The 23,203-nt window shown below is 68.3% G+C and carries 18 protein-coding genes and 3 pseudogenes; 13 read left to right on the top strand and 8 right to left on the bottom strand.

The features are described 5' to 3' along the window. Positions 1-184: 184 nt before the first annotated feature. Positions 185-1,174, bottom strand: coding sequence for a magnesium/cobalt transporter CorA (gene corA / locus ACQ86G_RS08920; RefSeq protein WP_431260247.1), 990 nt, complete (start codon positions 1,172-1,174; stop codon positions 185-187). Positions 1,175-1,922: 748 nt separating this feature from the next. Here corA and hpf point away from each other — a divergent pair. The 3 genes from hpf (at position 1,923) to hprK (ending at position 4,030) form a co-directional block, all read left to right on the top strand. After that, the gene (gene hpf / locus ACQ86G_RS08915; protein ID WP_297523898.1) at positions 1,923-2,264 is read left to right on the top strand and encodes a ribosome hibernation-promoting factor, HPF/YfiA family; all 342 of its coding nucleotides are present in this window, start codon (positions 1,923-1,925) and stop codon (positions 2,262-2,264) included. Between the two features lie 280 nt (positions 2,265-2,544). Beyond that, positions 2,545-3,015 carry a PTS IIA-like nitrogen regulatory protein PtsN gene (ptsN, locus tag ACQ86G_RS08910; protein ID WP_431260246.1) on the top strand — a complete coding sequence of 157 codons (471 nt, stop codon included), beginning with the start codon at positions 2,545-2,547 and terminating at the stop codon, positions 3,013-3,015. A 52-nt stretch (positions 3,016-3,067) separates the two neighbouring features. Beyond that, positions 3,068-4,030, top strand: coding sequence for an HPr(Ser) kinase/phosphatase (gene hprK / locus ACQ86G_RS08905; protein ID WP_067281136.1), 963 nt, complete (start codon positions 3,068-3,070; stop codon positions 4,028-4,030). A gap of 93 nt (positions 4,031-4,123) precedes the next feature. Here the strand turns inward: hprK and fur are convergent, their stop codons facing one another. After that, a complete protein-coding gene (fur, locus tag ACQ86G_RS08900) occupies positions 4,124-4,555 on the bottom strand; it encodes a ferric iron uptake transcriptional regulator (RefSeq protein WP_067281134.1) in 432 nt (143 codons plus the stop codon). Positions 4,556-4,638: 83 nt separating this feature from the next. Here fur and ACQ86G_RS08895 point away from each other — a divergent pair, with 83 nt between their 5' ends. The 9 genes from ACQ86G_RS08895 (at position 4,639) to ACQ86G_RS08855 (ending at position 14,638) form a co-directional block, all read left to right on the top strand. Beyond that, on the top strand, positions 4,639-5,232 hold the full coding sequence (locus tag ACQ86G_RS08895) for an outer membrane protein assembly factor BamE (protein WP_431260245.1): 594 nt from the start codon (positions 4,639-4,641) through the stop codon (positions 5,230-5,232). Then, complete coding sequence (gene dapB, locus ACQ86G_RS08890; protein WP_431260244.1) at positions 5,229-6,035, top strand: 4-hydroxy-tetrahydrodipicolinate reductase; 807 nt, start codon at positions 5,229-5,231, stop codon at positions 6,033-6,035. The genes ACQ86G_RS08895 and dapB overlap by 4 nt, the downstream gene beginning before the upstream one ends. Before the next feature lie 40 nt (positions 6,036-6,075). Continuing rightward, entirely contained in the window at positions 6,076-6,720 is a 645-nt protein-coding gene (locus ACQ86G_RS08885) for a MotA/TolQ/ExbB proton channel family protein (RefSeq protein ID WP_431260243.1), read from the top strand. 34 nt (positions 6,721-6,754) lie between these two features. Next, complete coding sequence (locus ACQ86G_RS08880) at positions 6,755-7,240, top strand: ExbD/TolR family protein (RefSeq protein WP_431260242.1); 486 nt, start codon at positions 6,755-6,757, stop codon at positions 7,238-7,240. Between the two features lie 88 nt (positions 7,241-7,328). Next, positions 7,329-9,962 carry a leucine--tRNA ligase gene (leuS, locus tag ACQ86G_RS08875; protein ID WP_431260241.1) on the top strand — a complete coding sequence of 878 codons (2,634 nt, stop codon included), beginning with the start codon at positions 7,329-7,331 and terminating at the stop codon, positions 9,960-9,962. Between the two features lie 2 nt (positions 9,963-9,964). Further along, positions 9,965-10,489: an LPS assembly lipoprotein LptE gene (gene lptE / locus ACQ86G_RS08870; RefSeq protein ID WP_431260240.1), complete on the top strand. Its 525-nt coding sequence runs from the start codon at positions 9,965-9,967 to the stop codon at positions 10,487-10,489. 19 nt (positions 10,490-10,508) lie between these two features. Further along, entirely contained in the window at positions 10,509-11,576 is a 1,068-nt protein-coding gene (gene holA / locus ACQ86G_RS08865) for a DNA polymerase III subunit delta (RefSeq protein WP_431260239.1), read from the top strand. Between the two features lie 26 nt (positions 11,577-11,602). Continuing rightward, entirely contained in the window at positions 11,603-12,217 is a 615-nt protein-coding gene (locus tag ACQ86G_RS08860; RefSeq protein WP_431260238.1) for a methylamine utilization protein, read from the top strand. A 6-nt stretch (positions 12,218-12,223) separates the two neighbouring features. Continuing rightward, positions 12,224-14,638 (top strand): putative bifunctional diguanylate cyclase/phosphodiesterase, encoded by a 2,415-nt coding sequence (locus ACQ86G_RS08855; RefSeq protein WP_431260237.1) that lies wholly within the window; start codon positions 12,224-12,226, stop codon positions 14,636-14,638. Between the two features lie 19 nt (positions 14,639-14,657). On the opposite strand, the gene ACQ86G_RS08850 is transcribed toward ACQ86G_RS08855, so the two are convergent. The 6 genes and pseudogenes from ACQ86G_RS08850 to ACQ86G_RS08825 all read right to left on the bottom strand — a co-directional run bounded on the left by ACQ86G_RS08850 (position 14,658) and on the right by ACQ86G_RS08825 (position 19,306). After that, on the bottom strand, positions 14,658-15,290 hold the full coding sequence (locus tag ACQ86G_RS08850; RefSeq protein ID WP_431260236.1) for a hypothetical protein: 633 nt from the start codon (positions 15,288-15,290) through the stop codon (positions 14,658-14,660). Positions 15,291-15,292: 2 nt separating this feature from the next. Further along, positions 15,293-15,793: a CinA family protein gene (locus ACQ86G_RS08845; protein ID WP_067281115.1), complete on the bottom strand. Its 501-nt coding sequence runs from the start codon at positions 15,791-15,793 to the stop codon at positions 15,293-15,295. Positions 15,794-15,883: 90 nt separating this feature from the next. Next, on the bottom strand, positions 15,884-16,405 hold the full coding sequence (locus tag ACQ86G_RS08840; protein WP_431260235.1) for a phosphatidylglycerophosphatase A family protein: 522 nt from the start codon (positions 16,403-16,405) through the stop codon (positions 15,884-15,886). Continuing rightward, positions 16,402-17,402 (bottom strand): annotated as a pseudogene (thiL, locus tag ACQ86G_RS08835) (thiamine-phosphate kinase). The gene ACQ86G_RS08840 and the pseudogene thiL overlap by 4 nt, the downstream one beginning before the upstream one ends. Positions 17,403-17,466: 64 nt before the next feature. After that, positions 17,467-18,123, bottom strand: coding sequence for a response regulator transcription factor (locus tag ACQ86G_RS08830; protein WP_421036859.1), 657 nt, complete (start codon positions 18,121-18,123; stop codon positions 17,467-17,469). Continuing rightward, a pseudogene (locus ACQ86G_RS08825) lies at positions 18,120-19,306 on the bottom strand (two-component system sensor histidine kinase NtrB). The gene ACQ86G_RS08830 and the pseudogene ACQ86G_RS08825 overlap by 4 nt, the downstream one beginning before the upstream one ends. A gap of 1,234 nt (positions 19,307-20,540) precedes the next feature. On the opposite strand from ACQ86G_RS08825, the pseudogene ACQ86G_RS08820 reads away from it, so the two are divergent. Beyond that, positions 20,541-22,836, top strand: a pseudogene (locus ACQ86G_RS08820) (NADP-dependent malic enzyme). The last annotated feature ends 367 nt before the right edge of the window (positions 22,837-23,203 follow it).

Genomic DNA, 23,203 nt, shown 5'->3' with positions numbered 1-23,203 from the left:
TTTCAGCCGCAAGACCTGCTTCCTCGTGAAGCTGCAATCCCGAGGCCTTTCTCCTCCTCCTCCCTCCCTCCCTCGTTGGCCAGGGGCGTCTTGAGGCTACTTTTATACCCAGGGCTTCCGCATCGCGGAGGCCCTTTGTATTTGTGCATCCAGCAGACCGGGCAGACCGGAGAGAGCGGCAACGTCAGGCGAGCCAGCCCTTGCGCCGGAAGTAGATGAACGGCGCGGTGACCGACGCGATCATCAGCCCGATCGCGAAGACGTAGCCGTACTTCCAGTGAAGTTCCGGCATGCCCTCGAAGTTCATGCCGTAGACGCTGGCGATCAACGTCGGCGGCAGCAGCGCGACGCTCGCCACCGAGAAGATCTTGATGATCTTGTTCTGGTTGATGTTGATGAAGCCGACCGTGGCATCCATCAGGAAGTTGATCTTGTCGAAGAGGAAGGCCGTGTGCGAGTCGAGCGAATCGATGTCGCGCAGGATCTGCCGGGATTCCTCGAACTGCTCCGCATTGAGCATGCGGCTGCGCATCATGAAGCTGACCGCTCGGCGCGTGTCCATCACGTTGCGCCGGATGCGGCCGTTCAGGTCTTCCTCGCGGGCGATCGCCGCGAGCACGGCACCGGCCTCGGTGTCGTTGACGTCCTTCTTCAGCACGCGCGCGCTGACCTTCTCGAGGTTGTCGTAGATGCCCTCGAGCACGTCGGCGGAGTACTCCGCATCGGCGTCGTAGAGCTTGAGCAGCACGTCCTTGGCGTCCTCGATCAGCGCGGGGATGCGGCGCGCGCGCAGGCGCAGCAGCCGGAACACCGGCAGGTCCTCGTTGTGGACCGAGAACAGCACGTTGTTGAACAGGATGAAGGCCACGCGCACATTGCGCGGCGCTTCCATGTCGTCGATCAGGAAGTCGGAGCGGATGTGCAGCTCGCCGTTGTCTTCCTCGTAGAAGCGGGCGGACTCTTCGAGGTCCTCGTCGACGATGTCCTCGGGGATCACCAGGCCGAAGCGCTCGCGGATCCAGTCCTTCTCCTGCGGCGTGGGCGACTCCAGGTCGACCCAGACCGGGTCGCGGCCGTCGTCCGTGCGCGCGAGCAGTTCGGCGGCGGTCGCGATCTCCTCCTGGACCATGCCTCCCTTGAGGCGGCCGTTGTCCAGCGTGAAAACATTGAGCATGCAGGTCCTTCGTCGGCGGTGACGCGCTCTGGCGAACGCGCAAGCCGGAGTGCGCGTTGACGGACCCTCGGGATCGTCGCGGCGCAGGATTTGTCAGGGAGCGGGCGGCGCCGGAAAGCGGCACGCGCGGGATGCAGGTCGAAGGTGGCCCGTCTCACTCCGGACAAGCGTCGCGGCGGCGTTGGTGCGGTGACGCGGAACGCTCAGAAGCTGCGGCGGATTGACGCTGGAGTGGATGGCCACCGAGGGTGGTCGCTGTCCAAGGGGAACTCCAGTAATCGGGACGCGGAATTATCACATCGCGTCCTCGGGGGCGGCAAGGAAGAGCGCTCGGGAGCGTCCGCCGCACAACACCCAGCATTCGAGCACGGACCCCGGCATGCCGCAAGGCGGGAATATTCGCCCCCAAACCTTGCTTTTGATCACTTGCCCAGCCCCCGGATCGGGTGCAGACTGGGCTCGTCTTCCTCATCGATGTCGCCTCAGAACCCGCATGCCATCGGCCCTCGCGGCCTTCCGGGTCCCTCGCGGACCGTTCATTCCGACGCCATCCCCTGATCCCGCCATCCGCCCCCGAAAGCTTCCGACTCCCGGTCGGCGGCGTGGCCTTCCACCCACATCGATTTCTCCACCGCCTCAAGGCCCCCTACCCCCAGACCACCCCAAGACCCTGAACCGCTCTTTTTCCCGCGGCATCCGCCGCCGACTCCGACCCGTTTCCGACCAAGCCCTTGTGAAAGGAGGCTTTATGAACCTGACCATCAGCGGCCACCATCTCGAAGTGACACAGGCTCTGCGCGAGTACGTGCTGAACAAGTTGAGCCGGGTGATCCGGCACTTTGACCAGGTCGTGGACATCAACGTCCTGCTGACCGTGGAGAAGCAGAAGGAGAAGGATCGACGCCAACGCGCGGAAGTCACGTTGCATGTGAAGGGACGGGAGATCTTCTGCGAGCACTCGCACGAGGATCTCTATGCGGCCATCGACGAGCTGATGGACAAGCTGGATCGGCAGGTCTGCCGCCACAAGGACCGCGTGCAGAACCATCATCACGAATCGGCCAAGCGCATGGACTTGAACGCCGGATGACCGGTTCCCGCCACGGCCCAGGCCGGCGGCGAGACCTCCCGCGGACCTCGGGGATTTCCCGGGGTTCCGCCCGCAAGGCGGCCCATCGGGCCGCCTTTTTGCCGAGAATTGTTGCAATGCAACACCACGGACGACGTTTTCACAGGAGCGTCGCATCCGTCACACCCCCTGTTGGTGGCGGGATTCCTATAATCCTGTCCCTCAACCTTCGAATCTGCGCCCCGCTGGTGCGCAGTGCTGCTCCCCCAGCCCGCCGGTCGTCGTGACTGGCACATGCCCGATGAACCGTCTCGCCGCCATCCTTCCCGCCAGCAACGTGCTGGTCGATGTGGACGCTTCCAGCAAAAAGCGGGTCTTCGAACACGCGGGGCTGCTTTTCGAGAACAACCACACCATCTCCCGCGCCGCGGTCACGGACAACCTGTTCGCCCGGGAACGCCTGGGCTCGACGGGTCTCGGCCACGGTGTCGCGATCCCGCATGGCCGGATCAAGGGCCTGAAGAACCCGCTGGCCGCGGTGCTGCGCGTGCAGCAGCCGATCGGCTTCGACGCGCCGGACGACGAGCCGGTCACGCTGCTGATCTTCCTGCTGGTGCCGGAAGCGGCGACGCAAAGACATCTCGAGATCCTGTCCGAGATCGCGGAGATGCTGTCCGACCGCGAACTGCGCGAGCGCCTCAAGACCGAGTCCGACGCCGCGACCGTGCATCGCCTGATCGCCGACTGGGAGCCGCTGAAGTCGGTCGCCTGAGCGCCCACGCAGCCTTCCGAACCCTCACCGCCACGACCACGGCCCGTCGAACTTGAAAGCCACCTCCATCAGCGCGGACCGGTTGTTCGAGGAACACCGCGAGGCCTTGCGTTGGGAGTGGATCGCCGGCCACGCGCACCCTGAGCGCCGCTTCGACGAAGCCGCGCTGCGCGACGCGCAATCGGCCGCCGACCTCGTCGGCTACCTGAACTACATCCATCCGTACCGCGTCCAGATCGTGGGCCGGCGCGAGGTGGGTTACCTGAGCCAGGCCTCGGGCGACGTGCTGGACCGCCGTATCGCGCGCATCGTCACGCTGGAGCCGCCGGTGATCATCGTCGCCGACGATCAGGTGCCGCCGGACCGGCTGGTCGCCATGTGCGACCGCGCCGAGATCCCGCTGTTCACCACCGCCGAGAGCGCCGGCCACGTCATCGACCTGGTGCGCGCCTACCTGGCGCATGTCTGCGCCAACCGCACGACGCGGCACGGCGTGTTCATGGACATCCTCGGCCTGGGCGTGCTGCTGACCGGCGAGTCCGGCCTGGGCAAGAGCGAACTGGGCCTGGAGCTGATCAGCCGCGGCCATGGCCTGGTGGCGGACGACGCGGTCGACTTCTTCCGCATCGCGCAGACGGCGATCGAAGGCCGTTGCCCGGAACTCCTGATGAACCTGCTGGAAGTCCGCGGCATCGGGCTGCTGGACATCAAGGCGATCTTCGGCGAGACGGCGGTGCGCCGGAAGATGCGGCTCAAGCTCATCGTTCACCTGGTCCGCAAGGAGACGATGGAGCGCGACTTCGAACGCCTGCCCTACGAGCCCCTGTACGAAGACGTGCTGGGCATGCCGGTGCGCAAGGTCGTGATCGCGGTGGACGCCGGCCGCAACCTGGCCGTGCTGGTCGAGGCCGCGGTGCGCAACACCATCCTGCAACTGCGCGGCATCGACACCTACCGCGAGTTCGTCGAGCGCCATCAACGCGCGATCGAGCAGGGCCTCAACGACACCAACTGAGCATCGGCCCCGGTCCACCGACCGGCCGATTCGCCATGAAGAAGGGGCTCCATCGGAGCCCCTTGTCGTCGGTCCCGTCGCGGCAGGCGCCGTTCAGCGGGCCACCTTGTTCGGGCAGTCCTTCTTCACGCAGTTCGCATACAGCGCGAGCGAGTGCTCCTGCAACTGGAAGCCGCGATCCAGGGCGATGGCGTGCTGCCGCTCCTCGATCTGCGGATCGTAGAACTCTTCGACAAAGCCGCAGGTCAGGCACACGAGGTGATCGTGGTGATGCCCCTCGTTGAGCTCGAACACGGCCTTGCCGGACTCGAAGTGGTTGCGCGACAGCAGTCCCGCCTGCTCGAACTGCGTGAGCACGCGATAGACCGTCGCGAGACCGATGTCCGCGCGCTCATCGAGCAAAGCTTTGTAAACGTCCTCGGCGGTCATGTGCCGCTGTTGGGTCGTCTGGAAGATCTCGAGGATCTTGATGCGGGGCAAGGTGGCCTTGAGCCCGCTGTTCTTGATTTCGTCTGACCGGTTCATTGGGTTGGCGCCTGCGGAAGAGCGTGGGTGCGTGCCGCTAGAATCCGCCGATCATAGTCCTAGCGCCTCGGCCGAGACGTGCCATGTCATTGAATTTCCGTATCCCCCGCATTGCACGCCGGAACGCCACGGGCGTCGCCGTGGCCGGCCTGGCCCTGGGTCTCCTGACGTTGGGCGGCTGCTCGCAGATGCCCAAGTTCGACGCGCTCTCCGTCAGCGGCGAGAAGGTGCTCGGCCTGGTCACGCCATACCGTGTCGAGATCGTCCAGGGCAACGTCGTCACCAAGGAGCAGATCGCCGCCATCAAGCCCGGCATGACCCGCGCCCAGGTGCGCGACGTGCTCGGCTCGCCGCTGCTGACCGACGTCTTCCACGAGGCCCGCTGGGACTACGTGTTCACGATCCGGCGCCAGGGCGCCGCGCCGCAGAACCGCCACATCCTGCTGACCTTCGACGGCGACCAGCTGTCCAAGATCGACGCGCCGGACGACCTGCCGACCGAGAAGGAATTCATCGCGTCGATCAACACGCTGAAGCTGCGCGGCAAGGAGCCCAAGCTCGATCTGACGGAAGAGGAGCGCAAGGCGCTGCCGCCGCCGGTGCGCACCGCCGCGGCCTCGGCGCCGGAGCCGATCGGCGCGACGCGCGACTACCCGCCGCTGGAGCCCCGTCGATGAGCCGTCTGCGGATCGCGATCACCGGCGCGTCCGGCCGCATGGGCCGCATGCTGGTCGAGGCGGTGCTGGCGTCGGACGACCTCGAGCTGGCGGCCGCGCTCGATCGCGACGGCAGCCCCGCGCTGGGCCAGGATGCCGGCGCCTTCCTGGGTCAGGCCACGGGCGTGGCGATCTCCAGCGACGTCAAGGCCGGCCTGGCCAAGGCGGACGTGCTGATCGACTTCACCCGCCCCGAAGGCACGATGGCGCACCTCGCGCTGTGCGCCGAGCTGGGCGTGCGGACCGTCATCGGCACCACCGGCTTCAGCCCGGACGAGAAGGCGAAGATCGGCGAGTTCGCGCAGCGCGCCGCCGTCATGATGGCGCCCAACATGAGCGTGGGCGTGAACGTCGTGCTCAAGCTGCTGCAGCAGGCGTCCAAGGCGCTCGCGCAGGGCTACGACATCGAGATCGTCGAGGCCCACCACCGCCACAAGGTCGACGCGCCCAGCGGCACCGCGCTGAAGATGGGCGAAGTCGTCGCCGAAGCGCTCGGCCGCGACCTGAAGACCTGCGCCGTCTATGGCCGCGAAGGCGTCACCGGCGAACGCGATCCGTCGACGATCGGCTTCGCGACCGTGCGCGGCGGCGACGTGATCGGCGACCACACCGTGATGTACCTGGGTGTCGGCGAACGCATCGAGATCAGCCACAAGGCCTCGAGCCGCGCCACCTTCGCACAGGGCAGCCTGCGCGCGGCACGCTTCCTGGGCGAGCGCAGGACCGGCCTGTTCGACATGAACGACGTGCTCGGCATCGCCTGAGCCCGCGACCGCCCCCGATCGGCGCCCGACCCGCGACGCGATGACCGAACTGATCCACCTCTGGCAAGCGGGCGACGGTGTCGCCCGTTTCGTTTCCCTGCTGCTGCTGGCCATGTCGGTCTGCAGCTGGGTGCTGATCTTCTGGCGCAGCTGGACATTGGCCCGGGCGCGGACCGACCTCGGCCGCGCGCTGCCGGTGTTCTGGGCGGCGCCCGACGTCGGCCAGGGACGCGACCAGTTGAAGACCCTCGATCGCGGCGCCTTGATGCTGCCGCTGATCGACGCGGCGATGCAGGACAGCGCGCCGGGCACGCTGGCCGCCTCCGCACAGAAGACCTCGCAGCTGACGCGCCGCCTGCGCGACGCGCTGCATGCCGTGCTGAACGGCCTGAGCCGGGGCCAGGTCGTGCTGGCGACGATCGGGGCCACCGCCCCCTTCGTCGGCCTGTTCGGCACGGTCTGGGGCATCTACCACGCGCTGCTGAGCATCTCGTCGACCGGCAACTTCAGCCTGGACAAGGTCGCCGGCCCGGTCGGCGAGGCGCTGATCATGACCGCCGCCGGCCTGGCCGTGGCGATCCCGGCGGTGCTGGCCTACAACCTCTTCGGCAAGTGGGTCGCCGCCTGCGAGGCTGAACTCGAAGGCTTCGCGCACGACCTGCGCGAGCTCGTCGGCGGCGCCTGAGCGCCCTGCCCGACCGCCCCCGGACCCGCACGCGATGAAGTTCGGCCGCCTCGAACGCCGCGAAGCGCCCAAGCCGATGGGCGAGATCAACATGACGCCGTTGATCGACGTCATGCTGGTGCTGCTGGTGATCTTCATCATCGCGGCGCCGCTGATGGGCAGCGCGCTCAAGCTGGACCTCCCGAAGAGCGACGCCGCCTCGCCCGCGCCCGGCGCCAGCTTCATCGCGCTGGCCATCACGCCCGAAGGCGAGTACGTGCTGGGCGAGGACAAGCTCGACGCCAAGGTCATGCGCGACCGGCTCACCCAGCTGGCGCAGCGTCAGCCCGATGCCGAACTGCGCCTGAGCGCCGATCGCGCGGTGCCCTATGGCAAGGTCGCGCAGTTGATCGGCTGGGCCCAGAAGGCCGGACTGAACCGGATCGCGTTCGTCGCCGAGAACGGCGAAATCGGCGAAATCGGCGAGAAGGCCGACGGCGCCGCGCCTGACCGGGGCGCCGCGACTCCCCCGAAGCGCTGATCGCTCCCCCGCAGGGTGGCCCGCCCACAGAGGATGGGGCGGCCGCGCGCGGCCTCCTACAATCGACGGCTACGTTGCCCGAGCCACCATGAACGAGAAATACGCCCCCTCCGAGGTCGAACAGGCCGCCCGCGATCACTGGAACGCCCGCGACGCCTACCGCGTCGTCGAGGACGCGTCCAAGCCGAAGTTCTACGCCTGCTCCATGCTGCCCTACCCGAGCGGCAAGCTGCACATGGGCCATGTCCGCAACTACACGATCAACGACATGTTGACGCGTCAGCTGCGCATGAAGGGCTACAACGTGCTGATGCCGATGGGCTGGGACGCCTTCGGCCTGCCCGCGGAGAACGCGGCGATGAAGAACAAGGTGCCGCCGGCCGCGTGGACCTACGACAACATCGCCTACATGAAGTCGCAGATGCAGGCCATGGGCCTGGCGATCGACTGGTCGCGCGAGATCGCCACCTGCAAGCCGGACTACTACCGCTGGAACCAGTGGCTGTTCCTGAAGATGCTGGAAGCCGGCATCGCCGAGCGCCGCACGCAGGTCGTGAACTGGGACCCGATCGACCAGACCGTGCTGGCCAACGAGCAGGTCATCGACGGCAAAGGCTGGCGCTCGGGCGCGACGATCGAGAAGCGCGAGATCCCCGGCTACTACCTGAAGATCACCGACTACGCCGAGGAACTGCTCGCTGCCGTGGCCGATCCTTCGGACAAGAACTACCTGTCGGGCTGGCCCGAGCGCGTGCGCCTGATGCAGGAGAACTGGATCGGCAAGAGCGAGGGCGTGCGCTTCGCCTTCCCGCACGCGATCGCCGGCGAGGACGGTCAGCCCATCCAGGGCGGCCTGCTCTACGTCTTCACGACGCGCGCCGACACCATCATGGGCGTGACCTTCTGCGCCGTCGCGCCGGAGCACCCGCTGGCCGCGCATGCCGCGAAGACCAACCCCGCGCTGGCCGCGTTCATCGAGGAATGCCAGCAGGGCGGCACGACAGAGGCCGAGCTGGCCACGCAGGACAAGAAGGGTCTGTCGACCGGCCTCTTCGTGACGCACCCGCTGACCGGCGAACAGATCGAGGTCTGGGTCGGCAACTATGTGCTGATGAGCTACGGCGACGGCGCCGTGATGGGCGTGCCCGCGCATGACGAACGCGACTTCGCCTTCGCGAAGAAGTACGGCATCGCGATCAAGCAGGTCGTGGCGGTGGGCGACGAGGCCTACTCGACCGACGCCTGGGCCGAGTGGTATGGCGACAAGCAGCGCGGCCTGTGCATCAACTCCGGCGTGCTGGACGGCCTGACGCACAAGCAGGCGGCGGACAAGGTGGCCGAGCTGCTCGGCACCAAGGGTCTGGGCGAGAAGAAGACGACCTGGCGCCTGCGCGACTGGGGCGTCAGCCGCCAGCGCTACTGGGGCACGCCGATCCCCATCATCCATTGCGACAGCTGCGGCGCGGTGCCGGTCCCCGAGAAGGACCTGCCCGTCGTGCTGCCCGAGGACTGCATCCCGGACGGCAGCGGCAACCCGCTGAACAAGCGCGCGGACTTCCTGGACTGCCGCTGCCCGAAGTGCGGTGCCGCGGCCAAGCGCGAGACGGACACGATGGACACCTTCGTGGACAGCTCGTGGTACTTCATGCGGTATTGCGACGCGACCAATCCGGAGCAGATGGTCGCCGCCGGCACCGACTACTGGATGCCGATGGACCAGTACATCGGCGGCATCGAGCACGCGATCCTGCACCTGCTGTACGCGCGCTTCTGGACCAAGGTCATGCGCGACCTGAAGCTGATCAAGTTCAGCGAGCCCTTCACCAACCTGCTGACGCAGGGCATGGTGCTGAAGGGGGCGTTCTCCCGCAAGCCTGAAGACGCCGGCAAGAACTACTACTGGGAACACGAGGTCGACGTCATCCGCAACGAGCACGGCGTGCCGACCGGCGGCACGTTGAAGGCCGACGGCAAGCCGCTCGAGTACGAGATGACGACGATGTCGAAGTCGAAGAACAACGGCGTCGACCCGCAGGCCCTGATCGACGAGTACGGCGCCGACACGGCCCGCCTGTTCGTGATGTTCGCGTCGCCGCCGGAGCAGACGCTGGAGTGGAACGACGCCGGCGTCGAAGGCGCACATCGCTTCCTGAAACGCGTGTGGGGCTTCGGCACGAAGCACGCCGACGCGATCCAGACCGGCGGCGCCGATTTCGCCACGCTGAGCGACGACGGCAAGGCGCTGCGCCGCGAGGTCCACCTGGTGCTGAAGCAGGTCTCGTACGACTACGAGCGCATGCAGTACAACACCGTGGTCTCGGGCGCGATGAAGCTGCTGAACGCGCTGGAAGGCTTCAAGGCCGAGGGCCAGTCGGCCGCGGTGCGCGAGGGCTTCTCGGTGCTGCTGCGCGTGATCTACCCGGCCTGCCCGCACATCGCGCATGCGCTGTGGAACGAGCTCGGCTTCGCCGCCGAACTGGGCGAACTGCTGGACGCCGCCTGGCCGCAGGTCGACGAATCGGCGCTGGTCCAGGACCAGATCGAACTGATGCTGCAGGTCAACGGCAAGCTGCGCGGCGCGATCAAGGTGGCGGCCTCGGCCGACAAGGCGGCGATCGAGGCGATCGCGCTGGCCAGCCCCGACTTCGAGAAGTTCGCGGAAGGCAAGGCGCCCAAGAAGGTCGTCATCGTGCCGGGTCGTCTCGTCAACGTGGTGGTGTGAGCATGATGAAGCGCCGTGATCTGCTGTCGTCGTTCGCGTCCTTGGGCGCGCTGGGTACCGTGGGCGCGGCCGGCCTGCTGACGGGCTGCGGCTTCGAGCTGCGCAAGGAACCGGTCTACCACTTCAAGACGCTGGCGCTGACCGGCTTCGTCCCGCATTCGCCGCTGGCGCAGGAACTGCGCCGGCAGGTGCAGCGCAGCACCGTGCGCCTGGTCGAGGACCCGAACCGCGCCGACGTGATCATCGACGCCGAGCGGGAGATCCGCGACAAGACCTCGGTGGCGACGACCGCGGCGGGCCAGATCACGGAATGGCAGTTGCGGCTGTCGCTGGACTACTCGCTGCGCACGGCCGGCGGGGACATCCTGCTGCCCCGCACCGAGCTGCGCCTGACGCGCGACATGAACTACAGCGAAAGCGCGGCGCTGGCCAAGGAGCAGGAAGAGAACTCGCTGCAGAAGGCCATGCAGGTCGAGGCCGTCGGCCTGCTGCTGCGCCGCCTGGCGGCGGTGCACCTGCCCACCTGACGCTGGACGGACCGCGCGCATGCAGATCAAGGGCGAAGCACTCGCCGGCCACCTGGCGAAGGGGCTCAAGCCGGTGTACGTCGTGCACGGCGACGAGCCGCTGCTCGCGCAGGAGGCCGCCGACGTTCTGCGGGCCGAGGCGCGCAGGCAGGGCTACAGCGAGCGCCAGGTCTTCATCGTCAGCGGCGCGCACTTCGACTGGGCGTCCGTGATCGCGGCCTCCCAGGCGATGAGCCTGTTCGCCGACAAGCAGCTGATCGAGATCCGCATTCCTGGCGGCAAGCCGGGCAAGGATGGCTCGGACGCGCTGCAGCGGTACGTCGACGGCCTGCCCCCGGACGTGCTGACGCTGGTGACCCTGCCCCGCCTGGACAAGACCCAGCTCGGCAGCGCCTGGTTCACGGCGCTGGACAGCGCCGGCGTGTCGGTGAAGGTCGACCCGGTCGAGCGTCGCGAGCTGCCTGCCTGGATCGCCCGGCGGCTGCAGCAGCAGGGGCAGCCGGTGGCGGCCGGACCGGACGGCCAGCGCGCGCTGGAGTTCTTTGCCGACCGCGTGGAAGGCAACCTGCTCGCCGCGCACCAGGAATTGCAGAAGCTCGCGCTGCTGCACCCGGCCGGCGAGCTCAGCCTGCAGCAGATCGAGGCGGCCGTGCTGGACGTGGCGCGTTTCGACGTCTTCAAGCTCAGCGAGGCGCTGCTGAGCGGCAAGGTGGGTCGCGTGCTGCGCATGCTCGACGGCCTGAAGGCCGAGGGCGAGGCCGCCGTGCTGGTGCACTGGACGATGGCCGAGGACATCCGCGGCCTGAAGCGTGTCCACGACGCGGTGGCGGCGGGCAAGCCGCTGCCGATGGCCCTGCGGGAGTCCCGCATCTGGGGCCCGAAGGAGCGTCTCTTCGAGCGCATCGTGCCGCAGCTGCACGGGGCGGCGCTGACGCGGCTGGTCGTCGCCGCGCAGATCTGCGACGGCATCGTCAAGGGCCTGCGCCACCCGGAATGGCCCACCGACCCCTGGGAAGCGCTGGGGCGATTGGCCCTCCTGCTGGAGCAAGCCCTGCGCCCGCCGGCCCAGAAAACCCGCTATGGTTGACGCTTGTCGTCCACCTGGCGTCGCCGATGAGCCCCTTCCGTTCCGCCCCCTTGTCGATGACCGCCGCGATGCTGTCGGGCGTATTGCTGAGCGCGACCGCGGCCCATGCGGCGGACTGGACGATCCAGGTCCGTGACGCCGACGGCGCGCCCGTGCCCAATGCGGCCGTCGCCGTCGAGCTGAAGGGCCAGCCCGCCAGGCCGGCCACGGGCGTCGTCGCCCAGATGGCCCAGCGCGACCGCCAGTTCCAACCCCAGCTGCTGGTGGTGCAGACCGGCACCGCGGTCAACTTCCCCAACTTCGACACCGTCCGCCACCACGTCTATTCGTTCTCGCCGACGAAGAAGTTCGAGCTCAAGCTGTACTCGGGCACGCCGTCGGAGCCGGTGGTCTTCGACAAGCCGGGCGTGGCCCAACTGGGTTGCAACATCCACGACCGGATGAGCGCGCACATCGTGGTCGTCGACACGCCGGCTTTCGGCATCACGGACGCCAAGGGCGAGGTCAGGCTGAACCTGCCGCCCGGCGACCACCGCCTGCGGCTGTGGGCATCGCGCCTGGGCAATGCCGCACCGACCGCGCAGCCGCTGACGGTGGGGGCGAACGCGACCGGCGTGCTGAAGGTCGAGCTGAAGGACTGACGCGCGATGCGCTGGCCGGACTTCCTCAACCTGCGGCGGCTGGAAGGGCGCATCGTCGCGTTGTTCTTGGCGTTGCTGCTGGTGGTCCAGCTGCTCAATCTGGCGCTGATCGACCAGGGCATCGGGCGCAACGCCCGCGCGCAGGTGACCGAGGAACTCGAGGCCGGCGAGCGCATCCTGGTCCAGCTCATCGACGAGGACAACCAGCAGCGCGGCCTGGTGGCCGACCTGCTGCAGTCCGACTACGGGCTGCGCCAGCTCGTGTCGGCCGGCATCCAGGGCGAGGAACTGCGCGCCATGCTGCAGGACGTCTTCACCAACCTGAGCGAGCGCGGCGACGCCGCGTTCATCGGGTATGCGGACGATTCGTTCAAGCTGGTGACGGCGACCGACGCGATCGCGGCGAAGGTGACCCCGCTGCTGCGCGGCGTGAGCCGCGAGCAGCAGGGTCGCACGCAGAGCCAGCTGCTGCTGCTGGACGGCAGGGCCTACCAGGTCGTGGTCGCCCGGATGCGCGCGGCGGGGCTGGGCGGCTGGATCTTCACCGGCTTCGAACTGAAGAGCGACCAGCTGCAGGAACTCAAGCGCATCGTGCGCATCCAGGGCATCCTGCTGGCGCAATCGGCGACGGGGCAGTGGCAGGTGCTCGCGTCGGTGCTCGATCCGGCCGCGACGGCCCGCGCCGTCCAGTCGCTGCCCGCACTGGGCGCGGCAGACCGCGAGGCGAGGACCTTCCACCTGCCCCTCGACGACGAGCTGTTCCAGGCCCGCCTGCAGCCGCTGGCGCATGGCGGCGACACCGACAAGTCGGTGGCGGTGCTGCTGTTGCGCTCGGTCGATGAAGCGCTGGCGCCCTACCGGCGGCTGCAATGGATGCTGCTGGGGCTGAGCGGCGTCGGCGTGCTGCTGTTCGCGATCGGCGCGGTGTTGACGGCGCGACGCATCAGCGGGCCGGTGAAGGCCTTGGCAAGCGCGGCGCACCGGCTCGGTCAAGGCGACTATGCCCAGCCCGTCACGCGGCCCTCGCGCGACGAGATCGGCGATCTGGCGGAGGCGTTCGAGGCGATGCGCCAGGGCATCCGGGCCCGCGAGGAAGAGGTGAACCGGCTCGCGTTCTGGGACCCGCTGACGGACCTGCCGAACCGTGAGCAGTTCCATCAGGCGCTGGCCAGACGGATGGCGGAAAGCGACGTGCGCTTCTCGCTGCTGATGCTGAACCTGGACCGCTTCAAGCATGTCAACGACGTGCTGGGGCGTCCGTTCGGCGACCGGCTGCTGCGCGCGGTCGCCGATCGGCTGCAGCACCTGCTGAAGGACGAGGTCAGCCTGATCGCGCGCGTGGGCGGGGACGAGTTCCTGCTGCTGATCGAAGGCGCCGGCGCGACGCGGGCCGAGGCGATCTGCAAGCGCATCCAGCGCGACTTCGAACGTGCCTTGAGCATCGACGACCAGACGGTGGACCTGTCGGCGGGGATGGGCGTGGCGCTGTACCCGCAGCACGGGCGCGATCCGCTGCTGCTGCTGGCGCGCGCGGAGCTGGCGATGCACGCGGCCAAGCGCGGCCAGAGCGGGTGCGAGGTCTACGCACCGAGCATGGATGCGGCGAGCCAGGAATCGCTGTCGCTGCTGAGCGAGTTGCGGCATGCGATCGATGCCGGCGAACTGAGACTCTTCCTGCAGCCGAAGGTGGACCTGCACGGCCAGAAGATCTCCGGCGCGGAGGCGTTGGTGCGTTGGCAACATCCGACGCGCGGCCTGGTGCCGCCGATGGAGTTCATCCCCTTCGCGGAGCAGACGGGGTTCATCCGCCAGATCACCGCGTGGGTCCTGCATGCGTCGGCGCAGGCGTGGATGGGACTGCAGCGTGATGGCCTCGCGCTGCCGATCAGCGTGAACCTGTCGACGCGCGACCTGATGGACCAGGACCTGCCGATCAAGGTGGCGGACCTGGTCGCGGGCGTGCCGCCGCCGGCGCTGTGCCTGGAGATCACCGAGTCCGCGATCATGGACGACCCGCAACGCGCGCTGCAGACGCTGGAGCAGCTGCACGCCCTGGGCTTCAAGCTGTCGATCGACGACTTCGGCACCGGCTACTCGTCGCTGGCCTACCTGAAGCAGCTGTCGGTGGACGAGCTGAAGATCGACCGCAGCTTCGTGATGAACATGGAGCGCGACATCGACGACGCGAAGATCGTGCGCTCGACGATCGAGCTCGCGCACAACCTGGGGCTGACGGTGGTCGCGGAAGGGCTGGAGACGGCCAAGCAATGGACGCTGCTGCAGACGCTGGGCTGCGACCAGGGGCAGGGCTACTTCCTGTCGCGGCCGATGCCGGCGGAGAAGTTCGCCGACTGGCTCCGGGCCTGGCAGCCGCCCGACCTCGACGACGCGCAGGCGAACACGATCCTGGCTGGGCTGTGAGGTCCAGATCCGCCCGTGCCTATTCTTCCCAGGGCGCGTCCTCCGTCGCTCCACCGCCCGCCATCCAATACACAAACGACGGATCGTCCTTGCCCCAGTCGGTCCACCGGTCATAAGCGAGCGCCAGACCCACGACATGTGGCGACGTGCGCACACCGACAGTCGCGATGTCGTCCTCGCTTTGCGCCAGCGGCACCTGCACCGCCGCCGGTGCAGGACTTTCACCACTCACGGTGCGGATGCAGAAGCGCAATTCCTGGTCCCACACCGACTCGGCGTGTTCCAGCATGGCGGAAAACTCGTCCGTCATCAGCATCACGCGGCTGCCCCGCGCGTGTTCCAGATGCTGCGTGAACTGCGCCAACACCGGATCAATGCGGGCGCCCAGCATCTGACGCAGAGGGTCCGTACGCCTGCTCAAGGTCTGAAGCGCGCGCGCCTTGTCGGCCAGCAAGATCCAATGCCGCTCGGGTGGCCGCACCTCGTCAATCACTTCATCCAGGCGCAGGTCCGCTTCTTCGAACAAGGCGACCCAGAGCACCGGCACGTGGTACTTCATCAACAGATAGGCGAAACCCTCCGAGTCATCGTCCGACTCCAGGTCCGCCCTGGAGGTGGCATCGGTGGTTCGCAGGTGCGCATAGTCCCCCACGATCAGGAATCCCTGTCTTCCAGCGCATCGCACAGCGCCTCGAGGCCTGCGCGCACCGTCTGCGCGCGCACCGCATGGCGGTCGCCGGTGAAGTGCTCCTTCCACACGCGCACGCGCTGGCGGCCGTGCATCAGCGCGAGCCACACCGTGCCGACCGGCTTGTTCTCAGTGCCGCCGCCCGGCCCGGCCACGCCGGTCACCGCGATCGCCCAGTCGATCGGCGCATGCGCCACCAGGCCGCGCGCCATCTGCTCGGCCACCTCGCCGCTCACCGCGCCGTGCAGGGTGATCAGCGCTGCCGGCACGCCGAGGAGCTCCGTCTTCGCCTGGTTGGTGTAGCTCACCACGCCGCGTTCAAACCATTGGCTCGAGCCCGCCAGGCTCGTGCACGCCGCCGCGATCAGACCGCCGGTGCAGGACTCCGCGGTGCCCATGCGCTCCTTGCGCTGGATCAGGGCCAGGGCGATGCGTTCGATCAGTTCGGATTCGTCGGGAAACAGCATGGGGATCTCCTCGTCGATGGATCTGGATGATCTGATCCGTGGATGGATGCGATCGGCGCCGGCGCCTCAGCGCCTCAGCGCCTCAGCGCTTCAGTGCAGCAAGGCCCTCGCGCCGGCCAACACCACAAGCGTACATGCAGCCGCCACGAGATCGTCGAACAGGATGCCGAAGCCTTGCCACACCGTCACCGGTTGCCCGGGCTCGATCTTGAACAGTGCATCGGCCCAGCGCACCGGGCCCGGCTTCGCCGCGTCGAAGAAGCGGAAGACGCCGAACGCCGCCAGTTGCCACCAGAAGCCCGCCGGCATGATCAGCCACAGCACGATCCAGATCGCGACGATCTCGTCCCACACGACCGAACCGGGATCGCAGGTCTTGAGGTTTCTTGCGGTGACCGTCGAGGCCCACCAGCCGATCGGGATGCTCGCGGCGATCACCACGCCCCACAGCAGCGGTGTCAGCCACAGGTTCAGGATCGCGAACGCGGCCCAGCCCCACAAGGTGCCTACCGTCCCCGGTGCCTTCGGCGCCAGCCCGCTGCCGAAACCCATCGCGATCCAGTGCGCGGGATGCCTCGCCATGAAGCCGAAAGTCGGACGCACCGCGCTCATGATTTGAAGTGATCGAAACTCTGCAGCAAGCCCTGCAGCGGGCGACCCGCGCCGTCGACGACGCGCAGACCGGGTTGTTCATCGATGCGTCCGACGCGGTACACCGGCGTGCCGGATGCCCGCCCCGCGTCGAGCACACGCTCGCGCGCATCAGCGGGCGCGGTGAACGCGAGTTCATAGTCGTCGCCGCCGCTCAGCAGACACAGCTGCTGGAGGTCCTCCGGCATCGCGCCCAGTACCGCCGAGCGGGGAGATCCGCCAGCCGCAAGGTCGCGCCGACGTTGGAACGCTTCAGCACATGGCCGATGTCGCCGGCCAGGCCGTCCGACACATCCACGGCGCTCGTGGCGATCCCACGCAGCGCGCGGCCGAGCGCGACGCGCGGCTCCGGCAGTTCCATCCGCATCCGCGCTTCGTCGAACTGCGACGCGTTCAGCGACAGCGTGCCGCGGAACACCTCCAGCGCCAGCCGCGCATCGCCCAGCGTGCCGCTGACCCAGACGTCGTCGCCAGGCTTCGCGCCCGAGCGCAACAGGGCCTGGCCCGAAGGCGCCTCGCCCATGGCGGTGATGTTGATGTTGAGCGGCCCCGCCGTCGTGTCGCCGCCGGCCAGCACGATGTGATGCGCGTCGGCGAGTTCGAACAGCCCCTGCGCGAAGCCCGCCAGGAAAGCCTCGTCCACGCGCGGCAGCGCCAGCGACAGGAAGAAGGCCCGGGGCGTCGCGCCGCAGGCCGCGAGGTCGCTCAGGTTCACCGCCAGCGCCTTGTGGCCGAGCCGTCGCGGCGAGACCGTCGACAGGAAGTGCCGGCCTTCGACCAGCATGTCCGCCGTCACCAGCCACTGGTGGCCCGCCGACGGCGTCAGCACCGCGCAGTCGTCGCCGATGCCCAGCGTCACCGCGCCGCCCTCGGTCCGGCCGGCACGCCCTGCGCGGCCGAAGAAGCGGTCGATCAGGTCGAACTCGCCCAGTGGAGGTCCGTCCCGTCGCTCGGCCATGCCGGAACTGCCGGCAGATGCACCGGCGGATGCACCGGCAGACGCGCCGGATGCTTCAGAAGAATCACCCATGGGCGGCATTGTCGCCGCGCAGCAGGTTGGACAGCTCGACCGCGGACTTCACGTCCATCTTCTCGAAGACACGCGCACGGTGCACTTCCACCGTGCGCACGCTGATGTTGAGCTGGTCGGCGATCAGCTTGTTGGGCAGTCCCTGCACGACCAGCTGCATCACCTCGCGCTCGCGCTCGGTCAGGTCGCCGACGCGATGCCCCAGCGCCGACTTCGCATCGCGCGCGGCGATCGCCTCGGCGCTCTGCGCCAGCGCATGCTCGACGCGGTCCACCAGCGCGTTGTCCGAGAACGGCTTCTCAACGAAGTCGTAGGCGCCCTGCTTCACCGCTGCCACCGCCGTCGGCACGTCGCCGTGGCCGGTCAGGAAGATCACCGGCAGCGTCTCGAGCAGGCCGCGCTCGATCAGCCGCTCGAACAGCGCCAGCCCGCTCATGCCGGGCATCCGGACGTCGAGCAGCAGGCAGCTCGGCGCCGACGGCCAGTCGCGCCCGCTGCGCGGCAGGCCGTCCAGCATCGATTCGAAGGCCTCGGCGCTGCCGAAGCCCTCGGACAGCAGGCGCCGCGACCGCAGCAGCCAGGCGAGCGCATCGCGCACCACTTCCTCGTCGTCGACGAGGTAGACCATCGGCAGGGACTGCGGCTTCATGCGGACGACTCTCCAGATCCAATGATGGGAAACCGGTCGGCGCCCGGCTTGTGGGCAGACCCAGGCGAATCCTCGCACGGCAGGCTGAACCGGAACTCGGTCCCGGTCGGCGACGCGGGCGCGACGCGGCTTTCGAAATCCATGGCGCCGCCGTGCTGCTCCACGACCGTGCGGCACAGGCTCAGGCCCAGGCCCATGCCCTCGGTGCGGGTCGTGAAGAAGGGGTGAACAGCTGGCGCGCCACTTCCGGCGGAATGCCCGGCCCGTGGTCGATCACCGCGAAGCTCAGCCAGCGCGGCTGCAGCCGCTTCACCTGGATGACCAGCGCGCGATCGGCGAGCGGCGTCGGGCCGTCCATGGCCTGGATGGCATTGCGGGTGAGGTTCAGCAGCACCTGCTCGACCATGGTCCGGTCGCAGCGCACGCGCGGCAGGCCCTTGGCCAGGTCCATCTCGATGCGTGCGCCGCTCTTGCGCGCCTGCAGCCGGATCAGCGGCAGCACCGCCTCCAGCAACTGCTCGACGTTGACCCACTCCCGCGCCGCCTCGCGACGCCGGACGAAGTCGTGCACGCTCTTGATCACGCGGCCGGCGCGCTCCGCCTGCTCGGCGATGCGGGTCACGGCCTGGCGCACCATGGCCGGCGTCTGCGGATCGTCGGCCTCGCGCACCATCAGGTTGATCGATGCCGTCGCATAACTCGCGATCGCCGCCAGCGGCTGGTTCAGCTCGTGGCTCAGCAGCGAGGCCATCTCGCCCACCGTCGCCAGCCGCGCCGTCGCCTGCAGCCGGTCCGACTGCTGCCGCGACAGCTCCTCGACCTTGCGCTGCGCGCTCAGGTCCAGCACCGCGCTCATCCAGCCGGTCTGCTGGCCTTCGGCGTTCAGCAGCGGCGCCTCGTAGATCATCACAGGGAAGCGCTCGCCGGTACTGCGCGCGAAGACGGTCTCGAAGCCCTCGCGCGGCGGCAGGCCGGCCTCCCAGCGCGCCTCGCGGTCATGATGGCGGCGCCAGTATTCGTCGGTGAACTCCGGCGGCCAGTAGGGCGGCGCATGCGGCGGCCGGCCGGTGCCGACGACCTCCTCGGCCGGGTAGCCGACCATCGCGCAGAAGGCCGGATTCACATAGCTGATGTTGCCGTCCAGGTCGCGCGCGCGCAGCCCGGTGATCAGCGAGTTCTCCATTGCCTGCCGGAACGCGAGCGACTCCGCCAGCGCGTGTTCCGCCTGCGCGCGCTTGCGGGTGTCGCGCGCCAGGATGATGACCAGCGCGAACAGCGCCATCGACAGGCCGAGCACCAGCGCCGTCGCCAGGTTCGGGATCAGCTGCGGCCGTCCGGTGGCGTTGTCGACGCGCAGCTGCAGGCTCAGGCCCGGCAGGTCGAGCAGGCGTTCCGACAGGTAGAAGCCGGTGCCGCGCGTCAGGCCGGTCCGCGCCAGCCGGGTGCCGTCGCCTTCGACGAAGGACATCTCGAAGCGCCGCGCCTGGTCTTGCGAGACCGACTCCTCCAGCAGCGGCCGCAGGCCCATCGTCGCGACGACGTAGGAGCGCGGCTCCCCGGCGCGCACGCGCGGCAGGCAGAGGTCGGCGACCTCCATGCCGTCGCCGCCCGGCCCCGGCACGAAGTACGAGCGCGAGAACAGCGGTGTCCCCTGCCGCAGCGCGGCGATGCAGGCGAGCTCGGTCTCGATCTGGAGCTGCTCACGCGCGAGGATAGAGAACAGCGGCGGCGCGTACGGCGTGTCGACGGCGCGGCGCACCTGGCGCTCGGAATCGCGCAGCTCGATGCGCAGCAGCACGCGGGTCTGGCGCAGTTGTGCGGCGGCGTTGCCGCGCCAGTCGTCGTCCTCGGCCCACATCAGGCCCTGCAGCCCCTGCAGGTCGCGGCCGATCAACTGCTTGGCGCGCGCGGTGACCTCGGCGGCGGCCAGGTCGGACGCCTCCTGCGCGCGGGCCGCCTCATGACTCAAGGTCAGCGACAGCAGCAGCGACTGCGCGACCAGCAGCAGCCCGACCAGCGTCCCCCACAGCAGGGCGCGACGCCAGCGCCGGGGCCGGGCGCCCTGCGCCATCGGAGGAAAGGGGGCGGCGGGCCGCATGATGGTGGGAGCAGGCAAGCGGTGGTCGAACGGAAGGTCGGGCGAGGGTCGGGACGCGGGGCGCGAACGTGACGTAAAGGTGGCGTGAAAGGCGCTTGAAAGGATCGCCCAGGCATGCCGCGTCATGCGTCTGCCGCGCGCGCGGGGCAGGCAGTATGGCGCGCGGGACGCCCCTGGCGATGCGCAGTTTCGCGTATGTGCCTGCGGCCCTGCCGACATGCAGCATACGCATAGTCCGCACTGCCGCCGTCGGGACGGACTCCTACAATCGCCGACCCGGCCCACGACGGCGGACCGGTTTCAACCAGAAGAGTCCCCCATGTCGACGTCCGAAGAAAAACGTGCGCAGCTGCGCCAGGCCGCTCTCGAATATCACGAGTTCCCGACCCCGGGAAGATCGCCATCGCGGCCACCAAGCAGCTGATCAACCAGCGTGACCTGGCCCTGGCGTACTCGCCGGGCGTGGCCGCCGCGTGCGAGGAGATCGTTGCCGATCCCGCCAACGCGTTCCGCTACACCTCGCGCGGCAACCTGGTCGCGGTGATCTCCAATGGCACCGCCGTGCTGGGCCTGGGCGACATCGGCCCGCTGGCCTCCAAGCCGGTGATGGAAGGCAAGGGCGTCCTGTTCAAGAAATTCGCCGGCATCGACGTCTTCGACCTCGAGATCGACGAGAAGCACGACCTGGACAAGCTGGTCGACGTGATCGCCGCGCTGGAGCCCACCTTCGGCGGCATCAACCTTGAGGACATCAAGGCGCCGGACTGCTTCTACGTCGAGCGCGAGCTGCGCAAGCGGATGAAGATCCCCGTCTTCCACGACGACCAGCACGGCACCGCCATCGTGGTCGCCGCCGGCCTGCTCAACGGCCTGAAGGTCGCCGGCAAGGACATCAAGTCGGTGAAGCTGGTGACCTCGGGCGCCGGTGCCGCCGCCCTCGCCTGCCTGAACCTGCTGGTCAAGCTGGGCCTGCCGCGCGAGAACATCTGGGTGACCGACCTGGCCGGCGTGGTCTACGAAGGCCGCACCGAGCTGATGGACCCCGACAAGGCCGTCTACGCCCAGCCCACCGAGCAGCGCAGCCTGCGCGACGTGATCGCCGGCGCGGACATCTTCCTGGGCCTGTCGGCGGGCGGCGTGCTCAAGCAGGACATGGTCGCCTCGATGGCGGCCCGGCCGATCATCTTCGCGCTGGCCAACCCGAATCCGGAGATCCAGCCGGAGGACGTCCACGCGATCCGCGGCGATGCGCTGATGGCCACGGGCCGGACGGACTATCCGAACCAGGTCAACAACGTCCTGTGCTTCCCGTACATCTTCCGCGGCGCCCTGGACTGCGGCGCCACGACGATCAATGACGAGATGGAGATCGCCGCCGTCCACGCGATCGCCGAGCTCGCCCAGGCCGAGCAGAGCGAGGTCGTGGCCGCCGCCTATGCCGGCGCGAACCTGAGCTTCGGTCCGGAGTACCTGATCCCGAAGCCTTTCGATCCGCGCCTGATGATGAAGATCGCCCCGGCGGTCGCGTTGGCGGCGGAAGCCTCGGGCGTCGCGCTGCGGCCGATCGCCGACATGCCGGCGTATCTGGAGAAGCTGCAGAGCTTCGTCTACGCCTCCGGCACGACGATGAAGCCGATCTTCCAGATCGCGAAGAAGGCCAAGCACAAGCGCGTGGCCTACGCGGAAGGCGAAGAGGAACGGGTGCTGCGCGCGGTGCAGATCGTCATCGACGAGGGCATCGCCCGCCCGACGCTGATCGGCCGTCCGGAAGTCATCGCGCAGCGCTGCGAGCGCTTCGGCCTGCGCCTGCAGGAAGGCCGCGACTACGAGGTGGTGAACACCGAGTTCGACCAGCGTTATCGCGACTACTGGCAGACCTACCTCGCGATGACCGAGCGCAAGGGCGTGACCCAGCAGCTCGCCAAGATCGAGATGCGCCGCCGCCTGACGCTGATCGGCGCCATGATGCTGCACAAGGGGAAGTCGACGGGATGCTCTGCGGCACGTGGAGCAACACCGCGATGCACCTGCAGTACATCGACCAGGTCATCGGCAAGCGCCCCGGCGTGAAGACCTTCGCCTGCATGAATGGCCTGATCCTGCCGGGTCGCCAGGTCATGCTGGTCGACACCCACGTCAACTACGACCCGACCGCGGAGCAGATCGCCGAGATCACGCAGATGGCGGCCGAGGAAATGATGCGCTTCGGCCTGCGTCCGAAGGCGGCGCTGCTGTCGCACAGCAATTTCGGCTCGAGCAACTGCCCGTCGGCGGTCAAGATGCGTGACGCGCTGGCCCTGATCAAGGAACAGGCGCCCTGGCTGGAAGCCGACGGCGAGATGCACGGCGACGCCGCGCTCGACCCGCACTACCGCGATCAGCTGGTCTCCAACAGTACGCTGACGGGCGAGGCCAACCTGCTGGTCATGCCCAACATCGACGCCGCCAACATCAGCTACAACCTGCTGAAGACGGCCGCCGGCGGCGGCATCGCGATCGGGCCGGTGCTGCTGGGCGCGGCCAAGCCGGTCCACGTGCTGACGCCGTCGGCCACCGTGCGCCGCATCGTGAACATGACGGCCCTGACCGTCGCGGACGCGAACGCGGCCCGCTGAACTCCGGTCGTTTCCGGACCGAAGAATATTCGGTCCCGGGCCTTCCAGCCCCCTCCAAAGGGGCGCTGGAAGGCCCTTAAACCCGACTTGCGACCCGGCCTATAGAAAAAGTTTGTAGCGGCTCACCAATGAGTTTTTGCGGCATCGCAACCATGTGCCGCATGATTCATAGAGAATGTGTGCGCACGCTGACATTGCCGCTTTTTAGGGCATTCTGGTCACCCCCGGCTTGAGCATTCGAGTCCGTTTCTGTACCATCTCGGTTTCAGAGTTCAGGGTTAACCCTCTCTGACCCAGCCCACGCCACCGACGATCGCAGGCTCCCCAGCGGGTTCTGTCCGGGGCCACGGGCCGTGGTTGGACATGA

Origin of the sequence: Roseateles chitinivorans, assembly GCF_050632145.1 — a bacterium.
In the GTDB taxonomy this organism is placed as follows: domain Bacteria; phylum Pseudomonadota; class Gammaproteobacteria; order Burkholderiales; family Burkholderiaceae_C; genus Roseateles; species Roseateles chitinivorans_B.
Note: the sequence above shows the minus strand (reverse complement) of the source record. Positions and strands in the feature narration are given on the sequence as shown.